At 60.4% G+C, this 22,031-nt stretch carries 20 protein-coding genes; 8 read left to right on the top strand and 12 right to left on the bottom strand.

The window, feature by feature from the left end:
- Position 1 precedes the first annotated feature (1 nt).
- Together hisF and LUU92_RS01760 are read left to right on the top strand one after the other, a co-directional pair.
- Positions 2-772, top strand: coding sequence for an imidazole glycerol phosphate synthase subunit HisF (gene hisF, locus LUU92_RS01755; protein WP_003171107.1), 771 nt, complete (start codon positions 2-4; stop codon positions 770-772).
- 66 nt (positions 773-838) lie between these two features.
- Positions 839-1,594 (top strand): substrate-binding periplasmic protein, encoded by a 756-nt coding sequence (locus LUU92_RS01760; RefSeq protein WP_071492424.1) that lies wholly within the window; start codon positions 839-841, stop codon positions 1,592-1,594.
- Here LUU92_RS01760 and LUU92_RS01765 read toward each other — a convergent pair.
- From LUU92_RS01765 to gpmI, 6 genes are all read right to left on the bottom strand, one after another.
- The gene (locus LUU92_RS01765) at positions 1,547-2,842 is read right to left on the bottom strand and encodes a Vps62-related protein (RefSeq protein WP_071492423.1); all 1,296 of its coding nucleotides are present in this window, start codon (positions 2,840-2,842) and stop codon (positions 1,547-1,549) included. The two genes, LUU92_RS01760 and LUU92_RS01765, sit on opposite strands and share 48 nt — an antisense overlap.
- 58 nt (positions 2,843-2,900) lie before the next feature.
- A complete protein-coding gene (locus LUU92_RS01770) occupies positions 2,901-4,484 on the bottom strand; it encodes a trypsin-like serine protease (protein ID WP_257103087.1) in 1,584 nt (527 codons plus the stop codon).
- Positions 4,485-4,554: 70 nt separating this feature from the next.
- Complete coding sequence (locus LUU92_RS01775) at positions 4,555-5,325, bottom strand: divergent polysaccharide deacetylase family protein (RefSeq protein WP_071492421.1); 771 nt, start codon at positions 5,323-5,325, stop codon at positions 4,555-4,557.
- 1 nt (position 5,326) lies between these two features.
- On the bottom strand, positions 5,327-6,634 hold the full coding sequence (locus tag LUU92_RS01780) for a S41 family peptidase (protein ID WP_071492420.1): 1,308 nt from the start codon (positions 6,632-6,634) through the stop codon (positions 5,327-5,329).
- A 30-nt stretch (positions 6,635-6,664) separates the two neighbouring features.
- Positions 6,665-7,960, bottom strand: coding sequence for a murein hydrolase activator EnvC family protein (locus LUU92_RS01785; protein WP_257103088.1), 1,296 nt, complete (start codon positions 7,958-7,960; stop codon positions 6,665-6,667).
- 259 nt (positions 7,961-8,219) lie between these two features.
- Positions 8,220-9,746, bottom strand: coding sequence for a 2,3-bisphosphoglycerate-independent phosphoglycerate mutase (gene gpmI / locus LUU92_RS01790; protein WP_257103089.1), 1,527 nt, complete (start codon positions 9,744-9,746; stop codon positions 8,220-8,222).
- 151 nt (positions 9,747-9,897) lie between these two features.
- On the opposite strand from gpmI, the gene LUU92_RS01795 reads away from it, so the two are divergent.
- The 3 genes from LUU92_RS01795 to secB are packed head-to-tail and all read left to right on the top strand — an operon-like array spanning position 9,898 to position 11,088.
- Positions 9,898-10,311, top strand: coding sequence for a rhodanese-like domain-containing protein (locus tag LUU92_RS01795; RefSeq protein WP_010213877.1), 414 nt, complete (start codon positions 9,898-9,900; stop codon positions 10,309-10,311).
- 1 nt (position 10,312) lies between these two features.
- Positions 10,313-10,567, top strand: a complete 255-nt coding sequence (grxC, locus tag LUU92_RS01800) for a glutaredoxin 3 (protein ID WP_033896917.1) — start codon at positions 10,313-10,315, stop codon at positions 10,565-10,567.
- Positions 10,568-10,608: 41 nt separating this feature from the next.
- Positions 10,609-11,088, top strand: coding sequence for a protein-export chaperone SecB (secB, locus tag LUU92_RS01805; protein ID WP_010213875.1), 480 nt, complete (start codon positions 10,609-10,611; stop codon positions 11,086-11,088).
- 125 nt (positions 11,089-11,213) lie between these two features.
- Here the strand turns inward: secB and LUU92_RS01810 are convergent, their stop codons facing one another.
- The gene (locus LUU92_RS01810; RefSeq protein ID WP_003171120.1) at positions 11,214-11,669 is read right to left on the bottom strand and encodes a tRNA (cytidine(34)-2'-O)-methyltransferase; all 456 of its coding nucleotides are present in this window, start codon (positions 11,667-11,669) and stop codon (positions 11,214-11,216) included.
- Between LUU92_RS01810 and LUU92_RS01815 the strand changes: the two genes are divergently transcribed.
- Positions 11,668-12,108, top strand: a complete 441-nt coding sequence (locus LUU92_RS01815; RefSeq protein WP_071492417.1) for a hypothetical protein — start codon at positions 11,668-11,670, stop codon at positions 12,106-12,108. The genes LUU92_RS01810 and LUU92_RS01815 overlap by 2 nt on opposite strands.
- A gap of 472 nt (positions 12,109-12,580) precedes the next feature.
- Here the strand turns inward: LUU92_RS01815 and ntrC are convergent, their stop codons facing one another.
- The 4 genes from ntrC to glnA all read right to left on the bottom strand — a co-directional run bounded on the left by ntrC (position 12,581) and on the right by glnA (position 17,489).
- Positions 12,581-14,017, bottom strand: coding sequence for a nitrogen regulation protein NR(I) (ntrC, locus tag LUU92_RS01820; RefSeq protein ID WP_058423720.1), 1,437 nt, complete (start codon positions 14,015-14,017; stop codon positions 12,581-12,583).
- Positions 14,014-15,099, bottom strand: coding sequence for a nitrogen regulation protein NR(II) (gene glnL / locus LUU92_RS01825; RefSeq protein WP_056860661.1), 1,086 nt, complete (start codon positions 15,097-15,099; stop codon positions 14,014-14,016). Before glnL ends, ntrC begins: the two co-directional genes overlap by 4 nt.
- Positions 15,100-15,346: 247 nt before the next feature.
- Positions 15,347-15,892, bottom strand: a complete 546-nt coding sequence (locus tag LUU92_RS01830; protein ID WP_257103090.1) for a chorismate mutase — start codon at positions 15,890-15,892, stop codon at positions 15,347-15,349.
- A gap of 190 nt (positions 15,893-16,082) precedes the next feature.
- Positions 16,083-17,489, bottom strand: a complete 1,407-nt coding sequence (gene glnA, locus LUU92_RS01835; protein ID WP_017529544.1) for a glutamate--ammonia ligase — start codon at positions 17,487-17,489, stop codon at positions 16,083-16,085.
- Between the two features lie 334 nt (positions 17,490-17,823).
- Here glnA and thiI point away from each other — a divergent pair, with 334 nt between their 5' ends.
- Complete coding sequence (gene thiI / locus LUU92_RS01840; protein ID WP_071492415.1) at positions 17,824-19,278, top strand: tRNA uracil 4-sulfurtransferase ThiI; 1,455 nt, start codon at positions 17,824-17,826, stop codon at positions 19,276-19,278.
- Positions 19,279-19,417: 139 nt separating this feature from the next.
- Entirely contained in the window at positions 19,418-21,238 is a 1,821-nt protein-coding gene (gene typA, locus LUU92_RS01845) for a translational GTPase TypA (RefSeq protein ID WP_058423717.1), read from the top strand.
- Positions 21,239-21,431: 193 nt separating this feature from the next.
- Here typA and LUU92_RS01850 read toward each other — a convergent pair whose 3' ends face one another.
- Entirely contained in the window at positions 21,432-21,866 is a 435-nt protein-coding gene (locus tag LUU92_RS01850) for a YkgJ family cysteine cluster protein (protein WP_012721764.1), read from the bottom strand.
- Positions 21,867-22,031: the final 165 nt, after the last annotated feature.

Consider the following 22,031-nt stretch of genomic DNA (forward strand, 5'->3'; position numbering starts at 1 on the left):
CATGGCGCTGGCCAAACGCATCATCCCTTGCCTGGACGTCGACAACGGTCGCGTGGTCAAGGGCGTCAAGTTCGAGAACATCCGCGACGCCGGTGACCCGGTGGAAATTGCCCGTCGCTACGATGAGCAAGGTGCCGACGAGATTACCTTTCTCGACATCACCGCCAGTGTCGACGGCCGCGATACCACGTTGCATACCGTCGAGCGCATGGCCAGCCAGGTCTTCATCCCGCTGACCGTGGGCGGTGGCGTGCGCACTGTGCAAGACATCCGCAACCTGCTCAACGCCGGCGCGGACAAGGTCTCGATCAACACGGCGGCGGTGTTCAACCCGGAGTTCGTGGGCGAGGCCGCACAGCACTTCGGCTCGCAATGTATCGTGGTCGCCATCGACGCCAAGAAAGTCTCCGGCCCGGGCGAAACCCCGCGCTGGGAAATCTTCACCCACGGCGGTCGCAAGCCGACCGGTCTGGACGCGGTGGAGTGGGCGATGAAGATGGAAGGCCTGGGTGCCGGTGAAATCCTGCTGACCAGCATGGACCAGGACGGCATGAAAAACGGTTTCGACCTGGGCGTGACCCGGGCCATCAGCGATGCGTTGGGCATCCCGGTGATCGCTTCCGGCGGCGTCGGCAACCTGCAGCACCTGGCCGACGGCGTGATCGAAGGCCACGCCAGCGCGGTACTGGCGGCGAGTATTTTCCACTTTGGCGAATACACCGTTCCCGAGGCCAAGGCCTACATGGCGGCGCGCGGTATCGTCGTTCGCTAAACGCTGCTGGACACCATGGCAGGCCAGAGGCACTCTCTGCGCTTGCCATGGATTCCGGTAACTTTCATGTTCAAGCACCTGCTGCTCGCCCTTGCCAGTACGTCCCTCCTGTTGACCGTTCCGGCCAGCGCCGAGGAACCGTCCGACGCCTCCCTGGTGTTGCTGACGGAAAACTTCCCGCCCTACAACATGGCGAAAAACGGCAAGAACTTCGCCAAGGACGAGAACATCGAAGGCATCGCCGTGGACATCGTGCGCGAAACCTTCAAGCGTGCGGGCATTTCCTACAATCTCACCCTGCGTTTCCCCTGGGAGCGCATCTACAAGCTCGCCCTGGAGAAGCCAGGCTACGGCGTGTTCGTGATGGCGCGCCTGCCGGACCGTGAGGCGCTGTTCAAATGGGTCGGCCCCATCGGTCCGGACGATTGGGTGCTGCTGGCCAAGGCCGACAGCAAGATCCAGCTGAACGACCTGGAGCACGCGCGCCGCTACAGGATCGGTGCCTACAAGGGCGATGCCATCGCCGAGACCCTGGAGAAGCAGGGACTCAACCCGGTCGTCGTGCTGCGCGACCAGGACAACGCGCAAAAGCTGCTGGATGGCCAGATCGACCTGTGGGCCACCGGCGACCCCGCCGGGCGTTATCTGGCGCGCCAGATCGGGGTCTCCGGGCTCAAGACAATCCTGCGTTTCAACAGCGCTGAACTGTACCTGGCGCTCAACAAGCAGGTGCCGGATGAAGTAGTGAGCAGGCTTCAAGCGGCGTTGGATCAGTTACGAGACGAGGGGGTCGTGGCTGACATCATGGGGCGTTACCTCTAGTGGCGGCTCCTTTGCGGGAACGGGCTGCGGGCGCTCGGCCTCTACGGAATCGGTGGTATTTGCCTCACTGAAATACACCTGCTCGGTATTGGTGTAGGTCACTGATGTTGCCAGGGGGCTGGCATCCCTGCGCAGCAATGTGTACTCGCTTTCGACCACATAGGCTGCCACGGTCTTGTGGGCCGGGACATATGCAGCGATGTCGGTGGTTTGCGGGGCGGTCCAGCCTTTGGACGAAACGCTCGAGTGAGTGAATGCACTGCCCAGCCTTACCGAGCTTTTCGGGTTGGTTCTGAGAGAATGGCCTGTCCATGCCTCGGTCATGTCGACACCCGTGGCCCACTTGAGAAAGTTGGCTGCGAAACCGGGCGAGCCTTTGGTAATCGTCCATTTGAAGGTCTGGCTGGTGGTCGTTGGGTTGCGCGCCACATCGACCAGTACGTACTTGTCGCGTCTTTGCAGCCTGTAGAAGGGGGACCGCAAGGGTTGCTCGTCGGCTGGCAGCTCCGGGTCGGAGACTAGAAACCAGGGGAGTTGGCAGACATGCAAGGACTCTTCGGCGTCCAGGGTTGAAGGTTGCCCGTCCGCAGACGGTGCGGGCGGGGCCGGGAGCTCGCGCCCTGCCACCTCGGTCAGGGGGATATGCAAGGCATGCGCTAACCCGGGCGCTTCCGGCTTTGCATAGCCCCGCACCCCGAAAAATGTCCCTGGTGCCAGGTAAGCCTCGCCCGGATGAGCGGTCGGCGGCATGACGTCCCAGGCACTGAAGTCGATTTGGCCGCGGCTGCCTTTGTCATTCCAGATCTGATCGGCAACGTAAGCCGGCACGGCCAGGTCAGCCCGCACACAGCGCACGGTGTGCAGCGAAGGCCGTTGATAGCCCACGCCGCATACGGTACCCAGGGCCACATAGCCATCAGGCGGGACCGGCTGCCAGATCGAAATATCAGCGTTGGCGCCTGTGCCGCGACTGTTCCAGACTTCTATGAAGTCTTTCGGTTGGCGAAGTGCGGTGCCGTTGGTTTTGTTGGCTTCGCTGACAACAACGACGGTCTTGCGATGATTCAAATTGTCATGGCTCGGGTGAGCGACGTCTCCCAATGAGGAGAACGAGATCAAGTGATCGGCACTGGTGCTCGGGCGCCAAAGGCTGGCCGACTTTTTGGCTCCCGAGCCTTGGTCGTTCCAGAGTGGGGTGAACTCCGAGGTGAAGTTGATCAGCAGGTCTTTGACTTGGATGGGTTCCATGGGGGTACTCCTTGTGGATGGAATGGTTCTGTCTCTCGATGTGGTCGAGCCGGACCGGTTAGCGGGGCTTGAGCAAGTCCACGCGCAGTGTTGAGGGTTGGTCAGCCTGGTCGTAGGCGTAGGTGCAGATCTTGTAGGGTTTGTCCCGAACGGTGATCAGCCGTGCGTACTGCTCTGTTCGCGTGCTGGGGGAGTCATTGAGCGTGGAAAATATCTCGATAGGTTCGTCCTCTTCCTCCTCCACGGGAGGGGGCGGAAAGGCCAGATAATCGACTGGCCTGAGGCAATCGGTCGTGGTGGCCGGGCCGAACTTGTAGGAGTAGCGATGCATGAATGGCGGCGCGAGCTTCCAGATCACGGTGTACGCCGCCAGCCCCTGTTTATCCAGGCTGATGCTCAAGTTCGGCGTGCGTGCCGGCCCGGGTTCGGCCAGTTCCACCGCCAGGGTCAGGGCATTTTTCATCATGCCGTTGGTCGCCTGTTGTTCCTCGGAATCCAAGCCGACGATACACAGCATGTGCATACCGGTTTCCGGTCCGATGGCGTCATTCACGTACGCGTCCTGCGCCTTGATCGGGGTGCTGTAAAGCTCCGGTTTTTCGCAATCAATGGCGCGCCGTGTGGTTTTGTAGCGATAGAGCGCAGTGTTGGTCGTGAAGGAAAGGTTCCAGCGCGGCACGATATCCTTGTGTGTGCCGTCGGGTCGCTTGACGAAGTATTGCTGGATGGGGTCCGGGTGCTGAAAGGAAATGGTGGTGGTCGGGAAGAGTTCGCAGTGTTCACTGTCGGCTTTCAGAACGCCTTCGACAAAGCACCGGTTGAGGAACGTCACCGGGCTGCCGTAGTTCGTTTCGGGGTGCCAGGTGGGCATACCGTTGTTGACCTCGCAGGGTGCGTCCCTTTGGCATTTGCGTTCTTCGGTCTGGCCTGAGGTGCTGGTGCTGAGAATGCCGAAGAGCGTATTAGTCGCCCGCTCCAGCAGTGGCCCGCCGAAGCCGCCGCGGCCGATACCCTGGCATTGGTTTTTCATGGTCACCCGCCACACGAACGGCTGTTCCACCAGTTCGCGCGAGGCTTGCTGCGCGCAGGCGGAGAGATGCAGGGTGTCCCATTCCGGTGCAGCCAGCGCGAGGATATCGACCCCGTCGGCGGGGACCGCTTCGGCCAGTTTCAAAGGGGCGATGCCTGCCTTCAGCAAATCGGCAAGCGAAGCTTTCAGCTCGACGATCGCCAGGTCTACTCCCTGGCTACTGCTCCATTTCAGGGTTTTCAACGGAAAGGTCTTGAGGCTCTCCAGCGTGTCGTCGAAGTAGTTGAAGCTGATGTTGCCTTTGATATCCAGGTCTTTTTGTACCCCGCCGTTATGGCGATGAAGGCAGTGGCTGCTGGTGAGCACATAGGCCGGGCCGGACTTGCCTGCGTCGTCGCGGGTGTCCAGTAGGGAGGCGGTGCAGAGGGCCTGGGCTTCATTGCGGATGCGACCGACGCCAGTCCAATGGGCGTGCTGATGCTGCGCATTGGCGAGCATTCTGGGCGGGCTGGCGTTGGCAAGGCCTTCACCATAGTCCCTTGGTGCCGCGATAAGCAGGTTGGAAAGGCTGCAGAGCAGCAGCCCCGAAATCAAGTGGTGGAGCGTGTTCATGGCATGTCCTGAAAGAGTGAGCGCAAGGCTCGACTATTCAGGAATGTCAGCTGGGCAGTACGGTAGCTATCTAGTACTTGCCATTCTTGCCATGGCCGGCCATTGCCTGGTTACTGCGCACGCTGATCATCAACTTGATATCGATCCACTCCACGCCCTGGGCCTTGAGCTTGGGCAGCTCGCGCTCCAGCACCGCCAAGGTCTGTGGATAAGGATGGCCGATCATCACCGCCGAACCCTGTTTGTGCGCCAGTTTGATTGCGGTCTGCAACTGTGTGGTGATTGCCGCTTCGGTGCGTTCGTCGTCCAGGAACACGTCCCGCGAGACGCTGGCCAGGCCGATCTTCTGCGCCTCGGCGGCGGCGACTGTCTTGGCGCTGGTGCGGCTGTCGACAAAGAATTTGTTGCGCCGTTGCAGCTCGCCCATCAACCAGGCCATGGCCTCGGGCTGCGCGGTCATGCGGCTGCCCATGTGGTTGTTGATGCCCGCGGTGTAGGGCACTGCCTTGAAGGCAGCGTCCAGGCGCCTGCCGAGTTCCTCGATGGGCAGCTCCGGGTGCCAGGCGAACGGGCCGGTGGCCGGGTCCATGGGCATGTGCAGGATCACGATCTTGCCGGCCTTGTGGGCTTCGCGGGCGAATTCGGCGGCGTGGGGCGTGTCGGGCATGATCGCCGTGGTCACCGGCCCGGGCAGGGCCAGCACGCGACGATCCCTGGGCAGATTTTGCCCGAGGTCGTCGATGATAAGGGTCAGGTAGGCTTTGTTGGGCTCGTTGGCCGGGGTCGCATGGGCGACTCCGGCCAGGCTGCACAGCACGGCGATGATCAGGGCAAAACGCATATCAACGGCTGCGCGTAATGCTCAAGCCCTTGAGCAGGCTCAGCGCCTGGGCCAGCTGGTAGTCATCGTCCTGTGGCATCGGCTTGGCTTTCTTGCCGCTGCCGGTGGGCTGGTCGGCGCCGCCGTTGCCATTGCCCAGGTGGCCTTGCAGGTCCGCTTCTTTGTAGTACTCGCTGTCGATCTCGTTGGTGATCTTGGCTTTGCGCACCTCGATGTCCGGCACGATGCCCTGGGCCTGGATCGAGCGACCATTTGGCGTGTAGTACAGCGCCGTGGTGATCTTCAGCGCACGTTCGTTGTTCAGCGGCAACACGGTTTGCACCGAGCCTTTGCCGAAACTGGTGGTACCCATCAGCACGCCGCGCTTCTGGTCTTGCAGGGCGCCGGCGACGATCTCCGACGCCGAGGCGCTGCCGCCGTTGATCAGCACGGCCAACGGGACGTTTTCGCTGAGGTCGTTGCCCGTTGCCGAGAAGCGCAGTTCGGAGTTGGCAATGCGGCCCTTGGTGTACACGATCAGGCCCTTGGTGATGAAGTGGTCGACCACTTCCACTGCCGACTGCAGCACGCCGCCCGGGTTGTTGCGCAGGTCGAGCACGATACCGCTGAGCTTCTTGCCGTTGTCCTTGCGCAGCTTGGCCAGGGCCTTGGCCACTTCGTCGCCGGTCTTGACCTGGAATTGGGTGATGCGGATGTAGCCGTAGCCCGACTCCAGCAGCTGGCTCTTCACGCTCTTGACCACAATGGTCGCCCGGGTCAGCGTCACGTCGAACGGGTTGCCGCCGTCGCGTACCAGGGTCAGGGTGATTTTCTGGCCGATCTTGCCGCGCATCTTGTCGACGGCTTCGGTCATGGTCTGGCCACGGGTCGGCTGGCCGTTGATCTTGACGATGAAGTCGCCGGCCTGGATGCCGGCCTTGGACGCCGGGGTGTCGTCGATCGGCGAGACCACCTTGATGTTGCCGTCTTCGGAGCCGACTTCGATGCCCAGGCCGCCGAATTCGCCGCTGGTGCTTTCCTGCAGCTCGGCAAAATCTTCCGGTCCCAGGTAGGCGGAGTGCGGGTCGAGGTTGCTGAGCATGCCCTTGATGGCATTTTCCAGCAGGGTCTTGTCGTCTACAGGTTCGACATAAGCGGCCTTGATCCGGTCCATGACCTCGGCAAAGGTGCGCAGCTCGTCCAGCGGCAGCGGCGCCTTGGTGGTCGCGGCCGTGCTGGCCGGGGCAGCCTGGTCGGCGAAAGCCAGGGGCGCGCCGATCACCAGGGCGATCGTCAGGGCCAGCGAAGTGAGGCGGGACAAATGCAGCATGTCGAACGAACTCCTAATGTAGATGCGCCCCTATCCTTGGGAGCGGCACCATTGTGCGGGATCGCTCGGGCGACCCTGCTGACGAATAGCGAAGTACAGCGCCGGAGTGTCCTGGCCACCACTGTTACCCACAGTGGAGATGGATTCACCGGCTTTTACAACATCACCTGCCGACTTGAGTAATGTCTGATTGTGGCCGTAAAGGCTCAAATAGCCATTGCCGTGGTCGAGAATCACCAGCAAACCGGCGCCCCGCAGCCAATCGGCAAACACCACACGCCCGCCATGAACGGCGTGGACCTGGCTGCCGGCGGAGGCGCTGATCATCACCCCATCCCACTTGGCGCGGGTGTCATCGCCACGGGTTTCCCCGAAGCGTGCCAGTAATCGACCATCAACTGGCCATGGAAGTTTGCCGCGGGCCGAAGCAAAAGGCCCACCGAACGACTCGCCGGCGCTGGAAACCAGCGGGCCAGGCGCTGAATGCGCCGGTTTACGCGGTGCCGGCGCATCCGTAGTGGCGGCCAGCTCGGCCTCACGCTGGCGCTTTTTTTCGGCTTCCTGCTGGGCGATCAGCGCTTTCTGCCGCGCTTCTTCGGCCTCGCGTGCCTGGCGTGCCAGGGTTTCCTCGATGGTTTTAAGCACTTTGGCCAAGTCGGCCTGGTCCTGCTCGCGGGCCTGGAGCTTGGCGTCGCGGGCCTTCACATCCTCATTGAGCTTGGCCAGGGCCAGTTGGCGCTCCTTGCGAACCTTGTCCAGCTCGTCGCGCTGGGTGTTGAGGGCGCTTTTCTGGTCTTCCAGCTGCGACTGCTGGTTGGCGATCTCCTGTTCGACGTTGACCAACTGGCGCAGGGTTTCGTTGAAGCTTTTAAGTTGCTCCAGCCGGGCCTTGCTCAGGTAGTCGTAGTAGGTGAGGGTGCGCGCGAATTTCTCGGGGTTCTGCTGGTTGAGCAGCAGCTTGAGGTATTCCTGGCGGCCGTTCTGGTAGGCGGCACGGGCCTGGATCGCGATCAGGCGTTGCTGTTCAACGCGTGCGCTCTGGAGTTTTTTTTTCTCAGCGTCGAGTCGCTCCAGTTCCGACTCGCTCTTCTTTAATTCTTTTTGTAGCTCCTGGACCTGCTTCTCCAGCTTGCCCATCTCGGTTTCCGTACCGCGCAGGTCTTTCTGCACTCCGGATTTCTCTTCCTGGAGCTTGCCGAGCAGTTTCTTCAGCTCGGTAATGTCCTGACGCGTAGCGTCCAACTGTTGTTGGGTTTGTGCGCGCTCGTCGGCAAACGCCGGTTGGAGCAGGCAGACAAGAGCAAGGGTAATCAAGGCGCGAAGCATAGAGGCGGGCGACACCAGGGAAATGGACGGCCTAGTATGCCCGCCAAGCGCGGCAAAAAAAACGCCCAATTCGGGCTGTAGCGCAAGATAGGTGCCGAGTGGCAGTGGTATGGCAAAAAGACATGTTCCAAACACCGCAGATCCAATGTGGGAGGGGGCTTGCCCCCCCGATTGCAGTGTGTCAGCTCAATAGGTGCTGGCTGATCCACTGCTATCGGGGGCAAGCCCCCTCCCACGCTGTTGCGCGGTGTGGTTGAAATCAAATCAGAATCGAAGTCCCGGTCATCTCCACCGGCTTCTCCAGCCCCATCAGCATCAACATGGTCGGCGCCACATCCGCCAGCACGCCACCGCTACGCACCTTGAAATCACGCTTGCCGACGTAGATGAACGGCACCGGTTCGGTCGTGTGAGCAGTGTGGGCCTGGCCGGTGGATTCGTCGGACATCTGCTCGCAGTTGCCGTGATCGGCCGTGATCAGCGCTTCGCCGCCCACCTTTTCCAGGGCGTCGACGATACGGCCGACGCACAGGTCCAGGCATTCCACGGCCTTGGTCGCAGCTTCCAGGTTGCCGCTGTGGCCCACCATGTCGCCGTTGGCGTAGTTGACTACGATCACGTCGTAACGCTGGTGGTCAATGGCGTCGACGATCTTGTCGGTGACTTCCGGCGCGCTCATCTCCGGCTGCAGGTCGTAGGTGGCGACCTTTGGTGATGGGATCAGGATGCGCTCTTCACCCGGGAACGGCTCTTCGCGACCACCGGAGAAGAAGAAGGTTACGTGGGCGTATTTTTCGGTTTCGGCAATGCGTAGCTGGGTCTTGCCATTTTTTGCCAGGTAATCGCCCAGCACGTTGTCCAGGCTGCCCGGGGCAAAGGCGGCGGGGGCCGGGATGCTGGCGGCGTATTGGGTCAGGCCCACGTACTGCACTTTTGGCTGGCGGGCGCGCTCGAATTCCTTGAAGCCGTCTTCGACAAACACACGGCTGAGCTCACGGGCGCGGTCGGCGCGGAAGTTCATGAACACCACGGCGTCGCCGTCTTCGACCTTCACTGGCTCGCCGATGGTGGTGGCTTTGACGAACTCGTCGCTTTCGCCACGGGCGTAGGCGGCTTCCAGGCCTTCCTGGGCGGTGGCGGCGTTGAATTCGGCCTGGCCGTCGACGATCAGGTTGTAAGCCTGGGAGACGCGGTCCCAGCGGTTGTCACGGTCCATGGCGAAGTAACGGCCCACCAGGCTGGCGATGCGGCCCTTGCCGAGGGCGGCGAAGGTGGTGTCGAGCAGTTCGATGGACGATTGCGCGCTTTTCGGCGGGGTGTCGCGGCCGTCGAGGAAGGCATGCAGGTAGATCTTGTCGGCGCCGCGCTTGAAGGCCAGTTCGGCCATGGCGACCAGGTGGTCCTGGTGGCTGTGGACGCCGCCATCGGACAACAGGCCCATGAAGTGCACGGCCTTGCCGGCAGCCACTGCTTTATCTACCGCCGCGCGAATCGTCGGGTTCTCGAAAAACTCGCCATCGCGGATCGCTTTGGTCACGCGTGTGAAGTCTTGATACACCACTCGTCCGGCGCCGAGGTTCATGTGGCCGACTTCCGAGTTGCCCATCTGGCCGTCCGGCAGGCCCACGTCCATGCCCGAGCCGGAGATGAGGCCGTTGGGTACGGTGGCGGTCAGGCGGTCGAGGACAGGCTTGTTGGCCGCGTATACCGCGTTGTCGTGGTGGCTTTCACTGTGTCCGAAGCCATCGAGAATTATCAGGACCAAAGGTTTAGGCGTTGTAGTCATAGATCCTCTCGCGGCGGTAATAAAGGAAGACAATTGAAAAGGGAGTGGCAGTTTAAAGCGAAGTTCCGACCACGTCACCGCTTTACGGGGGTTGGCCCCCCCTGGCGGCTGTGTATACTTACCGCCATTTTAACGCCCTGGAACCTCCTTGATGGTTGATCACCTGATTGCATTTGCCACTGCCCACTACCTGCTCGTGGGTGCCTTCGTCATCCTGCTGGCGCTGCTGATCGCTCATGAATTGAGCCGCGGTGGCCGCAGCCTGAGCACGGCGGAGCTGACCGCGCTGGTCAACAAGGATGAGGCCGTTGTCGTGGACATTCGTCCGGCCAAGGATTTCGCCACCGGTCATATCGTCGGCGCCCTGAACATTCCTCAGGACAAGCTGATCGCGCGCCTGGCCGAGCTGGAAAAGCACAAGGCCAAGACCATCATCCTGGTCGACGCCCAAGGCCAGCACGCCGGCACCCACGCCCGCGAAATGCTCAAGACCGGTTTCACCGCCGCCAAATTGTCCGGTGGCATCAGCAGCTGGCGCGCCGATAACCTGCCGCTGGTGAAGTGATATGAGCCAGGTTGTCGTGTATTCCAGCGATTGGTGCCCTTACTGCATGCGGGCCAAGGCCCTGCTTGAGAAGAAGGGTGTTGCCTTCGAAGAAATCAAGGTCGACGGCAAACCGCAAGTGCGCGCCGAAATGGCCCAGAAGGCGGGGCGCACGTCCGTGCCGCAGATCTGGATCGGCGCCAGGCACATCGGTGGCTGCGACGACCTGTTCGCCCTGGAGCGCGCCGGTAAACTGGATGCGCTGCTGCTCGTCTGACTCCTAAACCCTAAAAGACCTCAAGATCACAAGGATCTGCGATGACTGACCAACAGAACACCGAAGCTGCAGAAGCCCAAGCGCCACAGTTCTCGCTGCAGCGCATCTACGTGCGTGACCTGTCGTTCGAAGCGCCGAAAAGCCCGGCCATCTTCCGTCAGGAATGGACCCCAAGCGTTGCGCTGGACCTGAACACCCGCCAGAAGGCACTGGAAGGCGACTTCCACGAAGTCGTGCTGACCCTGTCCGTGACCGTCAAGAATGGCGAAGAAGTGGCCTTCATCGCTGAAGTGCAACAGGCCGGTATCTTCCTGATCCAGGGCCTGGACGAAGCGTCCATGAGCCACACCCTGGGCGCGTTCTGCCCGAACATCCTGTTCCCGTATGCCCGTGAGACCCTGGACAGCCTGGTCACCCGTGGCTCGTTCCCTGCGCTGATGCTGGCTCCGGTGAACTTCGATGCCCTGTACGCGCAAGAGCTGCAGCGCATGCAACAGGAAGGTTCGTCGACGGTTCAGTAATCTCGAACCCGGTGCAGGACCCCATGTGGGAGGGGGCTTGCCCCGATAGCGGTGGATCAGTCACATAGATGTCGACTGACACTCCGTCATCGGGGGCAAGCCCCCTCCCACATTTGTTATGTGTGTTATTTGAAGCCGAGCTGGCGCCAGCCTTCGTAGACGGCGACGGCCACGGTGTTGGACAGGTTCAGGCTGCGGCAGCCCTCGCGCATCGGCAAACGCAGGCGATGGCCGTCGGGCAGGGCGTCGAGCACCTCGGCCGGCAGGCCCCGGCTTTCCGGGCCGAACAGGAACGCATCGCCCTCGGCAAAGCTGGCATCATGGAACGGCCGCGACCCCTTGGTGGTGAACGCGAACAGCCGTGGGTGGCCCAGGCTTTCCAGGCAACTGGCCAGGTCGGCGTGGCGTTTGAGCGTGGCGTACTCGTGGTAATCCAGCCCGGCACGGCGCAGGCGCTTGTCGTCCATGTCGAAGCCCAGCGGTTCGATCAAATGCAGGTGGCAGCCACTGTTGGCGCACAGCCTGATAACGTTGCCGGTATTCGGCGGAATTTCTGGTTGAAAAAGGATGACGTGAAACATGCACGGCTCCGAAGGCAAAGATGCGCTGCATTCTACCCTCGAAGAGGACCCGAGGCCGAAGCTTATGCCGAGGGTCATGGGCTCTTTGGCGATTGTCGGCATGATGGTCGGCCTGATGATCGGTCGCCTGACCACCCCGGAGCCGGTCGAACTGCAACAGGTCGAGACCGCGAGGGACGGCGTGGTGGTGTGGTTCAACGGCGAACCCAAGTTGCACGGCGAGCACGTCGACGGCACTGTGGCGCTGTTGTTCGACGCCCAGGGCAAGGCCGCGAGTGGACGGCTCAAGGTCAATGACAAGGATGTGAACTGGCGCGTACGCAAGACCGATGGCGGCCTGCTGCTGAACCTGGTGGCGGCGCGACCGTTGCGTGGGGAGTGGAAGGGCGAGAAGGCCGATGGCCGTTGGCGGCTGGAGATCCATCTCCAGGAGGAATAAAAGAGGGAGTTCCCGGCCTGCCTGTACCAGGGCTCCCAAAACGGGGTGAAGCTTGCAAAGCTTCGGTGTTAAAGAGGGAATCCCCGGCCTGCCTGTACCGAGGTTCCCCAAAGCGGTGTGGAGCGCGACGCGATTCGCATCAAGCACCCCGGGTGTAAAGAGGGGATTCTCGGCCTGCCTGTACCAAGGTCCCCGAAACTGGGTAGTAACAGGGTTGTTGCAGGGCGCGTGCCAAAATTCGCAATGTGGGCCAAAAAATTTCTCCAGAAAGCGCAAAGCCCCGGAATACGGGGCTTTGGTGTTTTCGGTTCGCGGGTTTTATTGAGTGAGGCTCTGGCTTTCGCTACCAGATCCGTGCCCGATGCCGGTTCATGGTGCATTGAAGCGGTGCACGGTGCTGGAGCCTTGTAGAGGTCCAAATGTGGGAGGGGGCAAGCCCTCTCCCACATTGGGTCTTGAGTGGATCCGAGATTCAGGTTTCATCACCCTCGTCATCATCCCCCCCGTCGACCTTCATCCCCAGTTCCTTGATCTTGCGCGTCAGGGTATTGCGGCCCCAGCCCAGCAACACGGCGGCATCGCGACGGCGACCGGCGGTGTGTTTCAACGCGGTCTCGATCATGATCCGCTCAAACGCCGGCACGGCGCTGTCCAGCAGGCTCGACTGGCCGCGTGCCAGGGCCTGGTCGGCCCACTGGCGCAGCGCCTGTTCCCAGTTGGTTACTGGCGCAGAGTCTTGCGGCAGGCTCAGCAGCTCCGGTGGCAGGTCGCTGATATGCACTTCGCGCCCGGACGCCATCACGGTGATCCAGCGGCAGGTGTTCTCCAGCTGGCGCACGTTGCCCGGCCATGGCAGGTTCTTCAGGTACTCCTCGGTCTCGCTTTTCAGCAGCTTCGGCTCGACGGCCAGTTCCTGGGCGGCGCGGCTGAGGAAGTGACGGGCGAGGGTCGGGATGTCTTCGCGACGGTCCGACATACGTGGAATGTGGATACGGATCACGTTGAGGCGATGGAACAAGTCCTCACGGAATTTGCCGGCGTGTACCAGGGTTTCCAGGTTCTGGTGGGTTGCCGCAATGATGCGTACGTCGACCTTGACCGGCGTGTGCCCACCAACGCGATAGAACTCACCGTCAGCCAGTACCCGCAGCAGGCGGGTCTGGGTATCGGCCGGCATGTCGCCGATTTCATCGAGGAACAAGGTACCGCCGTCAGCCTGTTCAAAACGCCCGCGCCGCAGGTTGGCCGCGCCGGTGAACGCGCCTTTTTCATGGCCGAACAGCTCGGATTCCATCAAGTCCTTGGGAATCGCCGCCATGTTCAGCGCGATGAACGGCGAGGCGGCCCGTGGGCTGTGGCGGTGCAGTGCATGAGCGACAAGCTCTTTACCGGTGCCGGATTCGCCGTTGATCAGCACGGTGATGTTGGAGTGGCTCAAGCGCCCGATGGCGCGAAACACTTCCTGCATCGCCGGCGCTTCGCCGATGATTTCCGGAGTGCGGGTCAGGGCCGGTGGGGCTTCCTGGTTCTGCTGTTCCTGGGCGTGCTGGTTGGCGCGCTTGACCAGTGCCACCGCCTCGTCCACGTCGAACGGCTTGGGCAGGTACTCAAAGGCACCGCCCTGGTAGGACGCGACAGCGCTGTCCAGGTCCGAGTGCGCGGTCATGATGATCACTGGCAGGCGCGGGTGCTGCTCGCGAATCCGCGCCAGCAAGTCCAGGCCACTGGCGCCGGGCATGCGGATGTCGGAGATGATCACATCGGGCTGCTGGCGCGCCAGGCGGCTCATCACCCCGTCGGCGCTGTCGAAGCTCTGGGTGGTCATGCCTTCCTGTTGCAAGGCTTTCTCGAGGACCCAGCGGATAGAACGGTCGTCATCGACGATCCAGACAGTTTCACTACGGCTCATGTCGATGGGGCTCCTTGTTCCAGAGGCAGAAAGATCGAGAACGTGGTGTGGCCGGGATGGCTTTCACATTCGATCAGACCCTGGTGCTGGCTGATGATGTTCTGGGTGATGGCCAGGCCCAGCCCGGTACCGTCCGGGCGGCCGCTGACCATGGGAAAAAAAATGGTTTCCTGGAGTTCCGCAGGAATGCCCGGGCCGTTGTCGATGATTTCGACCTTGGTCACCAGGCGATGGCGTACGTGGCCGATGGTGAACTGGCGCAGGGCGCGGGTGCGCAGGCTGATGCGACCCAGGCGCAGCTCATTCTGGCTGCTGATGGCCTGCATGGCATTGCGCACGATGTTGAGCACTGCCTGGATCATCTGTTCGCGGTCGATCAGAACGTCAGGAATGCTCGGATCGTAGTCACGCACCAAGGTGATGCAGCCCTGGCTTTCGGCCTCGACCAGTTGGCAGACGCGCTCGAGCACTTCGTGCACATTGGTCATCGCCAGGGACGGCAACTTGTTGGAGCCGAGCATGCGGTCCACCAGGTTACGCAGGCGATCGGCCTCCTCGATGATGACGTTGGTGTAGTCCTTGAGGTGTTCCTCCGGCAGCTCACGGGCCAGCAACTGCGCCGCACCGCGAATGCCGCCCAGTGGGTTCTTGATCTCATGGGCCAGGCCGCGCACCAGCATCTTGCTGGTTTCCTGCTTGGACAGCTGCGCTTCCTCCTTGGTGATGCGCAGCAGGCGATCGCGCGGGTGTACTTCCAGCAGCAGCAACGTCGCGCCGTTGCTCAGAATGGGGGTCACGGCATAGTCGACGGTCAGCGTCTGGCCGGTGAGGGCGGTGAGCATCGCTTCACGTTTGGTGAACGGGTGTGCCTGCTCCACCGCCTGGCGCAACGAACTCAGGGCTTCGGCCGACTCGGTGAACAATTCGCTGATGAACTGCCCATGGCTGCGCTGGCCGCTGATGGCCAGGAGCATCTCCGCCGCCGGATTCATGTACTCAAGACGCAAGTCGTCATTGAGCAGGATGGTCGCGGTGGTCAGGTTGTCGAGTAGCAAACGGTGCAGTGCATCGCTGATGGTCATCAGGACCTCTTTTGGAGCAAGGCGCGGGCTTGAGGCACACGCTGATACATGGAAAATGCAAAAACCAAACCAAGGCTCCGAAAAGAAGCGTGAAAGCCCTGAAATGGGTGTTTCAGGCGCGAAACTGTGGCGTTCTGCCAGCTTGCACGGGAAGTTTCGAACCAAAATGGGCTGGGCAAGTGGGAAGGGTGCAGCCTATCGCACCAATATAGTGCGATTTGCTGGGGTGTGTTCAGAAAGGCAAAAATCAAGAGGCGGGGGTGATACACACCTCGGCGGTGGCGCGGATCATTGCCAGTTGACGCAACGGATCGTTCAGCGGCTCATGCACGGCCTCGGCCAACCACTGCGGACACTGCGGGTCAGTGCGCTGCGGGGTGAAGTCGGCAAGTTGCTGCAACAGACGCTTTTGCAACTCGTCCAACTGCGGGCGGATTTGCTTCACCAGGTCCGGACGCGGGTCGTCGGGTGCCTTGCCCTGGAACTGCCAGTCGGAGAGGTGGGTGTACTGCACCAGCTTGTTCGCCTCGATCTGCGCCGAAAAGAACTGCTCGGCGGCGGCCGGGGCCAGCTTGTAGCTTGGCGCCTGGGCGACGACGCTGGCGATCACCTCTTGTTCGCGCTTTTTATCTTCTACCGGCTTTTTGCTGTCCCATTTGCTCAGGGCGACCTGGTCGGCGATCTCCAGGCGTTCGGCGATGCTGTTGAGCAGCGGCTCCAGGGTGGGCGGCGCGGCACTGGCACTGGCACTGGCACTTGCGAACAACAGGGCGAACACAAGTCTATGTTTCAATGAAGATCTCCTTGTGGGAGGGGCAAGCCCCTTCCCACCTTTTTGATTGGGTTTGCAGGTCTACAGCAGCGTCAGTCAGAGGCTACCTTATAGTTACGCGAGAATCCGCCGGCCAGCTAAACCCCAGGCAAAAAAAAGACCTCCCGAAGGAGGTCTTTTTCGTCACGCCACGTTAAGCAGCGCTACCGGATCAGCAGCTGTAGTACAGCTCGTATTCCAGTGGGTGTACGAAGGTGCGAACCTTGATTTCTTCTTCGCTTTTCAGCTCGATGTAGGCATCGATGAAGTCGTCGCTGAATACGCCACCTTTGGTCAGGAACGCACGGCCCTTGTCCAGCTCTTCCAGGGCTTCTTTCAGGCTGCCGCACACTTGTGGGATCTCTTTGGCCTCTTCAGGCGGCAGGTCGTACAAGTTTTTGTCGGCGGCGTCGCCAGGGTGGATCTTGTTCTGGATACCGTCCAGACCGGCCATGACCAGCGCCGCGAAGGCCAGGTATGGGTTGGCTGCCGGATCCGGGAAGCGCGCTTCGATACGGCGAGCACGTGGGCTGGACACGTAAGGAATACGGATCGAGGCGGAACGGTTGCGAGCGGAGTAGGCCAGCATTACCGGAGCTTCGAAACCTGGGACCAGACGCTTGTAGGAGTTGGTCGACGGGTTGGTGAAGCCGTTCAGGGCCTTACCGTGCTTGATGATACCGCCGATGAAGTACAGGGCAGTGTCGGACAGGCCGGCGTAACCTTCGCCAGCGAAGGTGTTCTTGCCTTCTTTGGCGATGGACAGGTGAACGTGCATACCCGAACCGTTATCGCCGTACAGTGGCTTAGGCATGAAGGTCGCGGTACGGCCGTAGGCATCAGCCACGTTGTGTACGCAGTACTTCAGGGTCTGTACTTCGTCAGCCTTGGCGACCAGGGTGTTGAACTTCACACCGATTTCGTTCTGGCCGGCAGTGGCCACTTCGTGGTGGTGCACTTCGATGACCAGGCCCATTTCTTCCATGGCGTTGCACATGGAGGTACGGATTTCGTGGTCGTGGTCGAATGGCGGAACCGGGAAGTAGCCTCCCTTGACGCCTGGACGGTGGCCTTTGTTGCCGCCTTCCACGTCCTGGTCGGACATCCAGGAGCCTTGTTCGGAGAAGATCTTGAACATGGAGCCGGAAATGTCGGACTTGAACTTGACCGAATCAAAGATGAAGAATTCTGGCTCCGGGCCTACGAATACGGTGTCGCCGATACCGGTGGACTTCAGGTATTCCTCGGCACGCTTGGCGATCGCACGTGGGTCGCGGTCGTAGCCTTGCATGGTCGAAGGCTCGATCACGTCACAGACGATGATCAGGGTTGGGTCTTCGGTGAACGGGTCGAGAACAGCAGTGCTGTCGTCCGGCATCAGGATCATGTCGGAAGCTTCGATGCCTTTCCAGCCAGCGATGGAGGAACCGTCGAACATTTTGCCTTCTTCGAAGAAAGCATCATCCAGCGCGTCGCGAGCCGGCATGGTCACGTGGTGCTGAGTGCCTTTGGTGTCCGTGAAGCGCAGATCAATCCATTTAACGTCATGATCTTTGATGAGTTGAACCGACTTCGACATAGTGTCCTCCGGGTGGCTTCGGGCTGGGGTAGTGGAGTTAGCCCTTAGAATGTGGGTGATGCCGGCGCGGATACTCCGCCATGGCAACCTGCCTCACAAGAGAGCAAATTGCATGCCAGTGCGCCAACATGGGTTTTCTGTTCCAAAAACGCCCCTATAACGGTGCATTACGACAAAAGCCCGAAAATAGCGCACCTCAATGTAGCGCAAAGGCGCGCAAGCGCACCTATTTAGTGCGTTGCGCCTGCTGTGCATATTAACTGGTTAAACCTTGAGCGATTTCCGCTATAATCCGCGCCCCCCTTTTTCAGCAGGCCCGGCGCGCGCTGTTTCCATGAAATTAATCGTTAAAGTCTTCCCCGAGATCACCATCAAAAGCCGACCGGTACGGACGCGTTTCATCCGTCAGTTGGCCAAGAACATCCGTGCCGTGCTCCGCGATCTGGACCCGGCTGTGGTGGTGAACGGCGTGTGGGACAATCTCGAGCTGGAAACCCGTGTCACCGAGCCCAAAGCCTTGAAGGACATGACCGAGCGCCTGAGCTGCATGCCGGGCATCGCGCACTTCCTGCAGGTGGATGAGTACCCGCTGGGCGACTTCGACGACATCACCGAGAAGTGCAAACAGCACTACGGCGACTCGCTTACCGGCAAGATCTTTTCGGTGCGCTGCAAGCGTGCCGGCAAGCACAGCTTCAGCTCCATGGACGTCGAGAAATATGTCGGCAGCAAGCTGCGTCGCGAGTGCGGCGCTGCCGGAATTTCCCTGAAAGCACCGCAAATTGAAGTGCGCATGGAAATTCGCGACCAACGGTTGTTTGTGATCCACAGCCAGCACAACAGCATCGGCGGCTACCCGCTGGGCGCTCTGGAACAGACCCTGGTACTGATGTCCGGCGGTTTCGATTCCACGGTGGCGGCCTACCAGATCATGCGTCGCGGCCTCATGAGCCATTTCTGCTTCTTTAACTTGGGCGGGCGTGCACACGAATTGGGCGTGATGGAAGTTGCGCACTTTATCTGGAAGAAGTACGGCAGCTCCCAACGCGTGCTATTTGTGAGCGTACCGTTCGAGGAAGTGCTGGGCGAAATTCTCGGCAAAGTCGATAACAGTCATATGGGCGTGGTATTGAAGCGTATGATGTTGCGCGCGGCCTCGCGGATCGCCGACCAGTTGCAGATCGACGCGCTGGTCACCGGTGAAGCGATCTCCCAGGTATCGAGCCAGACGCTGCCGAACCTGTCGATCATCGATTGTGTTACCGAGAAGCTGGTACTGCGCCCACTGATCGCCAGCCACAAGCAGGACATCATCGACCTGGCAGAGCAGATCGGCACCGCCGATTTTGCCAAGCACATGCCCGAGTACTGCGGGGTCATCTCGGTGAACCCCAAGACCCACGCCAAGCGTCACCGCGTGGAGCATGAAGAGAAAGAATTCGACATGGCGATTCTGGAGCGTGCGCTCGAGAACGCCAAACTGGTCCCGATCGATCGTGTCATCGACGAGCTGGGCCAGGACATCAAGATCGAAGAAGTCAGCGAAGCCCTGGCCGGCCAGATCGTCATCGACATCCGTCACCCGGATGCCGCTGAGGATGAGCCGCTGGAAATCGCCGGCATCGACGTACAAACGCTGCCGTTCTATGCATTGAACGCGCGTTTCAAGGAACTGGATAACAGCCGTCAGTACCTGCTGTATTGCGACAAAGGCGTGATGAGTCGCCTGCATGCCCACCATTTGCTCAGTGAGGGGCATGCCAATGTGCGCGTTTATCGACCGAGCTAAGAGCCCGGGGCTGTTTGCCTGTGGCCTGCGTCACCGGCCCCCCGACTCTGCCGTCAAGCTGTAACGGCAAGGCCTGACTCTACTGTTAATCGCTGCCACGACCTGTCAGCACACCGAATCCTCTGATCGAGATACACAAGTGATCGAAAATCTACGTAACATCGCCATCATTGCTCACGTTGACCATGGTAAAACCACCCTGGTAGACAAACTCCTGCGTCAGTCCGGCACCCTGGAGCGCAACGAGCTCAACGACGAGCGCGTGATGGACTCCAACGACCAGGAAAAAGAGCGCGGTATTACCATCCTGGCGAAAAACACCGCCATCAACTGGAACGGCTACCACATCAACATCGTGGACACCCCGGGCCACGCCGACTTCGGCGGCGAAGTAGAACGCGTAATGTCGATGGTGGACTCCGTTCTGCTGCTGGTTGACGCTCAAGACGGCCCTATGCCGCAAACCCGTTTCGTGACCAAGAAGGCCTTCGAAGCCGGCTTGCGTCCGATCGTGTGCATCAACAAGGTTGACCGTCCAGGCGCGCGTCCGGACTGGGTTCTGGACCAGATCTTCGACCTGTTCGACAACCTGGGTGCCACCGAAGAACAGCTGGACTTCAAAGTCGTCTACGCCTCGGCCCTGAACGGTATTGCCGGTCTGGACCACACCGACATGGCTGAAGACATGACCCCGCTGTACCAGTCGATCGTCGACAACGTACCTGCGCCGGCTGTTGACCGTGACGGTCCGTTCCAGATGCAGATCTCGGCACTGGACTACAACAGCTTCCTGGGTGTTATCGGCGTTGGCCGTATCGCCCGTGGTCGCGTCAAGCCGAACACCCCGGTTGTCGCTATCGGCGCCGACGGCAAGAAGCGCAACGGTCGTATCCTGAAGCTGATGGGCCACCACGGCCTGCACCGCATCGACGTTGAAGAAGCTGCAGCTGGCGACATCGTGTGCATCAGCGGTATGGACTCGCTGTTCATCTCCGATACCCTGTGCCACCCGGACGCGGTAGAAGCGATGAAGCCTCTGACCGTTGACGAGCCAACCGTTTCCATGACCTTCCAGGTAAACGACTCGCCTTTCTGCGGTAAAGAAGGCAAGTTCGTGACCTCCCGTAACATCAAGGAGCGTCTGGACAAAGAGCTGCTGTACAACGTTGCCCTGCGCGTTGAAGAAGGCGACTCGGCTGACAAGTTCAAGGTTTCCGGCCGTGGTGAGCTGCACCTCTCGGTACTGATCGAAACCATGCGTCGCGAAGGCTTCGAAATGGGCGTTGGTCGTCCTGAAGTGATCATCCGTCAAGTTGACGGCGTGAAGCAGGAACCGTTCGAAAACGTCACCATCGACACCCCTGAAGAATCCCAGGGCAAGGTCATGGAAGAGATGGGCCTGCGTAAAGGCGACCTGACCAACATGGTGCCGGATGGCAAAGGCCGTGTGCGTCTGGAATACAACATCCCTGCTCGCGGTCTGATCGGTTTCCGTAACCAGTTCCTGACCCTGACCAACGGTGCTGGCATCCTGACCTCGATCTTCGATCGCTACGACACCATGAAGTCCGGCGACATGTCCGGCCGTCAGAACGGTGTTCTGGTCTCGGTAGAAACCGGCAAGGCACTGACCTACTCCCTGGAAACCCTCCAGGCGCGTGGCAAGCTGTTCGTTGAGCACGGTCAAGAGATCTACAACGGTCAGATCGTTGGTCTGAACAGCCGTGACAACGACATGGGCGTCAACCCAACCAAAGGCAAGAAGCTCGACAACATGCGTGCTTCGGGTAAAGACGAAACCATCGCCCTGGTTCCACCTGTTCGCTTCACCCTGGAACAGGCCCTGGAATTCATCCAGGACGACGAGCTGTGTGAGGTCACGCCTAAGTCGATCCGCCTGCGTAAGAAGATCCTGGACGAAGGCGAGCGTACCCGCGCTGCCAAGAAAGCCAAGAACTGAGTTAACTCAGGCTGAATGAAAAACGCCCCCGGTCGAAAGGCCGGGGGCGTTTTTTTATGCCTGCAGGTTTTGTGGTGACTGTGCCGACCCTATCGGGGGCAAGCCCCCTCCCACATTTTGAACTGTGAACACTTTCAAGTGTGGGAGGGGGCTTGCCCCCGATAGGGCCCTTGAAAGCCCCGCAAAACCCTGATCAGAACTTGTCGAGGGTCTTGAACGTGGTCTCGCGCACCACTTCCTTCGGCTTGTACGCGCAATATCCCGGACGCGGCCCGATCTTCGGGTGGTTGCGGCAGGTATCCGGGCGCTTGTCATAAATAGTGCAGAAGCGCGTCTTACGATCCAGGTACAGGCAATCGTTGTTGCTCATGCGCTGCAGGGTAAAAATCTCGGATTTGGAATTGAAGCGCTCGACGATGCCTTCCTTCTGCAAGCGCTTGGCGATGTTCTTCGGCGGGTCGCCACGCTCGAATTCATCGACGATGCCAATGCGGATCAGGTCCTTGATCTTCACTTCGACCGGCAGCGTGCAGCAGCTGGACACGCAACCACCGCACATATGCGCGGAATATTTCTGCCACGTTTCAAGACGGTCGAGTTCCGCGGCGGCGATCAATTGAGGCTTCATCAGGGTTCCAAAAGGTGGGGCTGTATCCGGGCGCGCGATCATACCGGGATTGGTGATTTTTTGAACAATATTTTCTGGGTTTCAGCTCAAAGGCAGATCGGGCACGACCCCTGCATCTAATTCACACAACGGTGAATGCGTTAAAAAACTGCCGAACCAGCGCGT

The organism is Pseudomonas extremorientalis (assembly GCF_024584605.1).
Lineage (GTDB): Bacteria > Pseudomonadota > Gammaproteobacteria > Pseudomonadales > Pseudomonadaceae > Aquipseudomonas > Aquipseudomonas extremorientalis.

Coding starts and splice junctions, on each gene's coding strand:
- LUU92_RS01760 (WP_071492424.1), top strand. CDS start 839: ATGTTCAAGCACCTGCTGCTCGCCCTTGCCAGTACGTCCCTCCTGTTG.
- secB (WP_010213875.1), top strand. CDS start 10,609: ATGACTGACCAACAGAACACCGAAGCTGCAGAAGCCCAAGCGCCACAG.
- LUU92_RS01765 (WP_071492423.1), bottom strand. CDS start 2,842: ATGGAACCCATCCAAGTCAAAGACCTGCTGATCAACTTCACCTCGGAG.
- LUU92_RS01795 (WP_010213877.1), top strand. CDS start 9,898: ATGGTTGATCACCTGATTGCATTTGCCACTGCCCACTACCTGCTCGTG.
- gpmI (WP_257103089.1), bottom strand. CDS start 9,746: ATGACTACAACGCCTAAACCTTTGGTCCTGATAATTCTCGATGGCTTC.
- LUU92_RS01785 (WP_257103088.1), bottom strand. CDS start 7,960: ATGCTTCGCGCCTTGATTACCCTTGCTCTTGTCTGCCTGCTCCAACCG.
- LUU92_RS01780 (WP_071492420.1), bottom strand. CDS start 6,634: ATGCTGCATTTGTCCCGCCTCACTTCGCTGGCCCTGACGATCGCCCTG.
- LUU92_RS01850 (WP_012721764.1), bottom strand. CDS start 21,866: ATGAAGCCTCAATTGATCGCCGCCGCGGAACTCGACCGTCTTGAAACG.
- glnL (WP_056860661.1), bottom strand. CDS start 15,099: ATGACCATCAGCGATGCACTGCACCGTTTGCTACTCGACAACCTGACC.
- glnA (WP_017529544.1), bottom strand. CDS start 17,489: ATGTCGAAGTCGGTTCAACTCATCAAAGATCATGACGTTAAATGGATT.
- LUU92_RS01775 (WP_071492421.1), bottom strand. CDS start 5,325: ATGCGTTTTGCCCTGATCATCGCCGTGCTGTGCAGCCTGGCCGGAGTC.
- LUU92_RS01815 (WP_071492417.1), top strand. CDS start 11,668: ATGCACGGCTCCGAAGGCAAAGATGCGCTGCATTCTACCCTCGAAGAG.
- thiI (WP_071492415.1), top strand. CDS start 17,824: ATGAAATTAATCGTTAAAGTCTTCCCCGAGATCACCATCAAAAGCCGA.
- LUU92_RS01810 (WP_003171120.1), bottom strand. CDS start 11,669: ATGTTTCACGTCATCCTTTTTCAACCAGAAATTCCGCCGAATACCGGC.
- ntrC (WP_058423720.1), bottom strand. CDS start 14,017: ATGAGCCGTAGTGAAACTGTCTGGATCGTCGATGACGACCGTTCTATC.
- LUU92_RS01770 (WP_257103087.1), bottom strand. CDS start 4,484: ATGAACACGCTCCACCACTTGATTTCGGGGCTGCTGCTCTGCAGCCTT.
- hisF (WP_003171107.1), top strand. CDS start 2: ATGGCGCTGGCCAAACGCATCATCCCTTGCCTGGACGTCGACAACGGT.
- grxC (WP_033896917.1), top strand. CDS start 10,313: ATGAGCCAGGTTGTCGTGTATTCCAGCGATTGGTGCCCTTACTGCATG.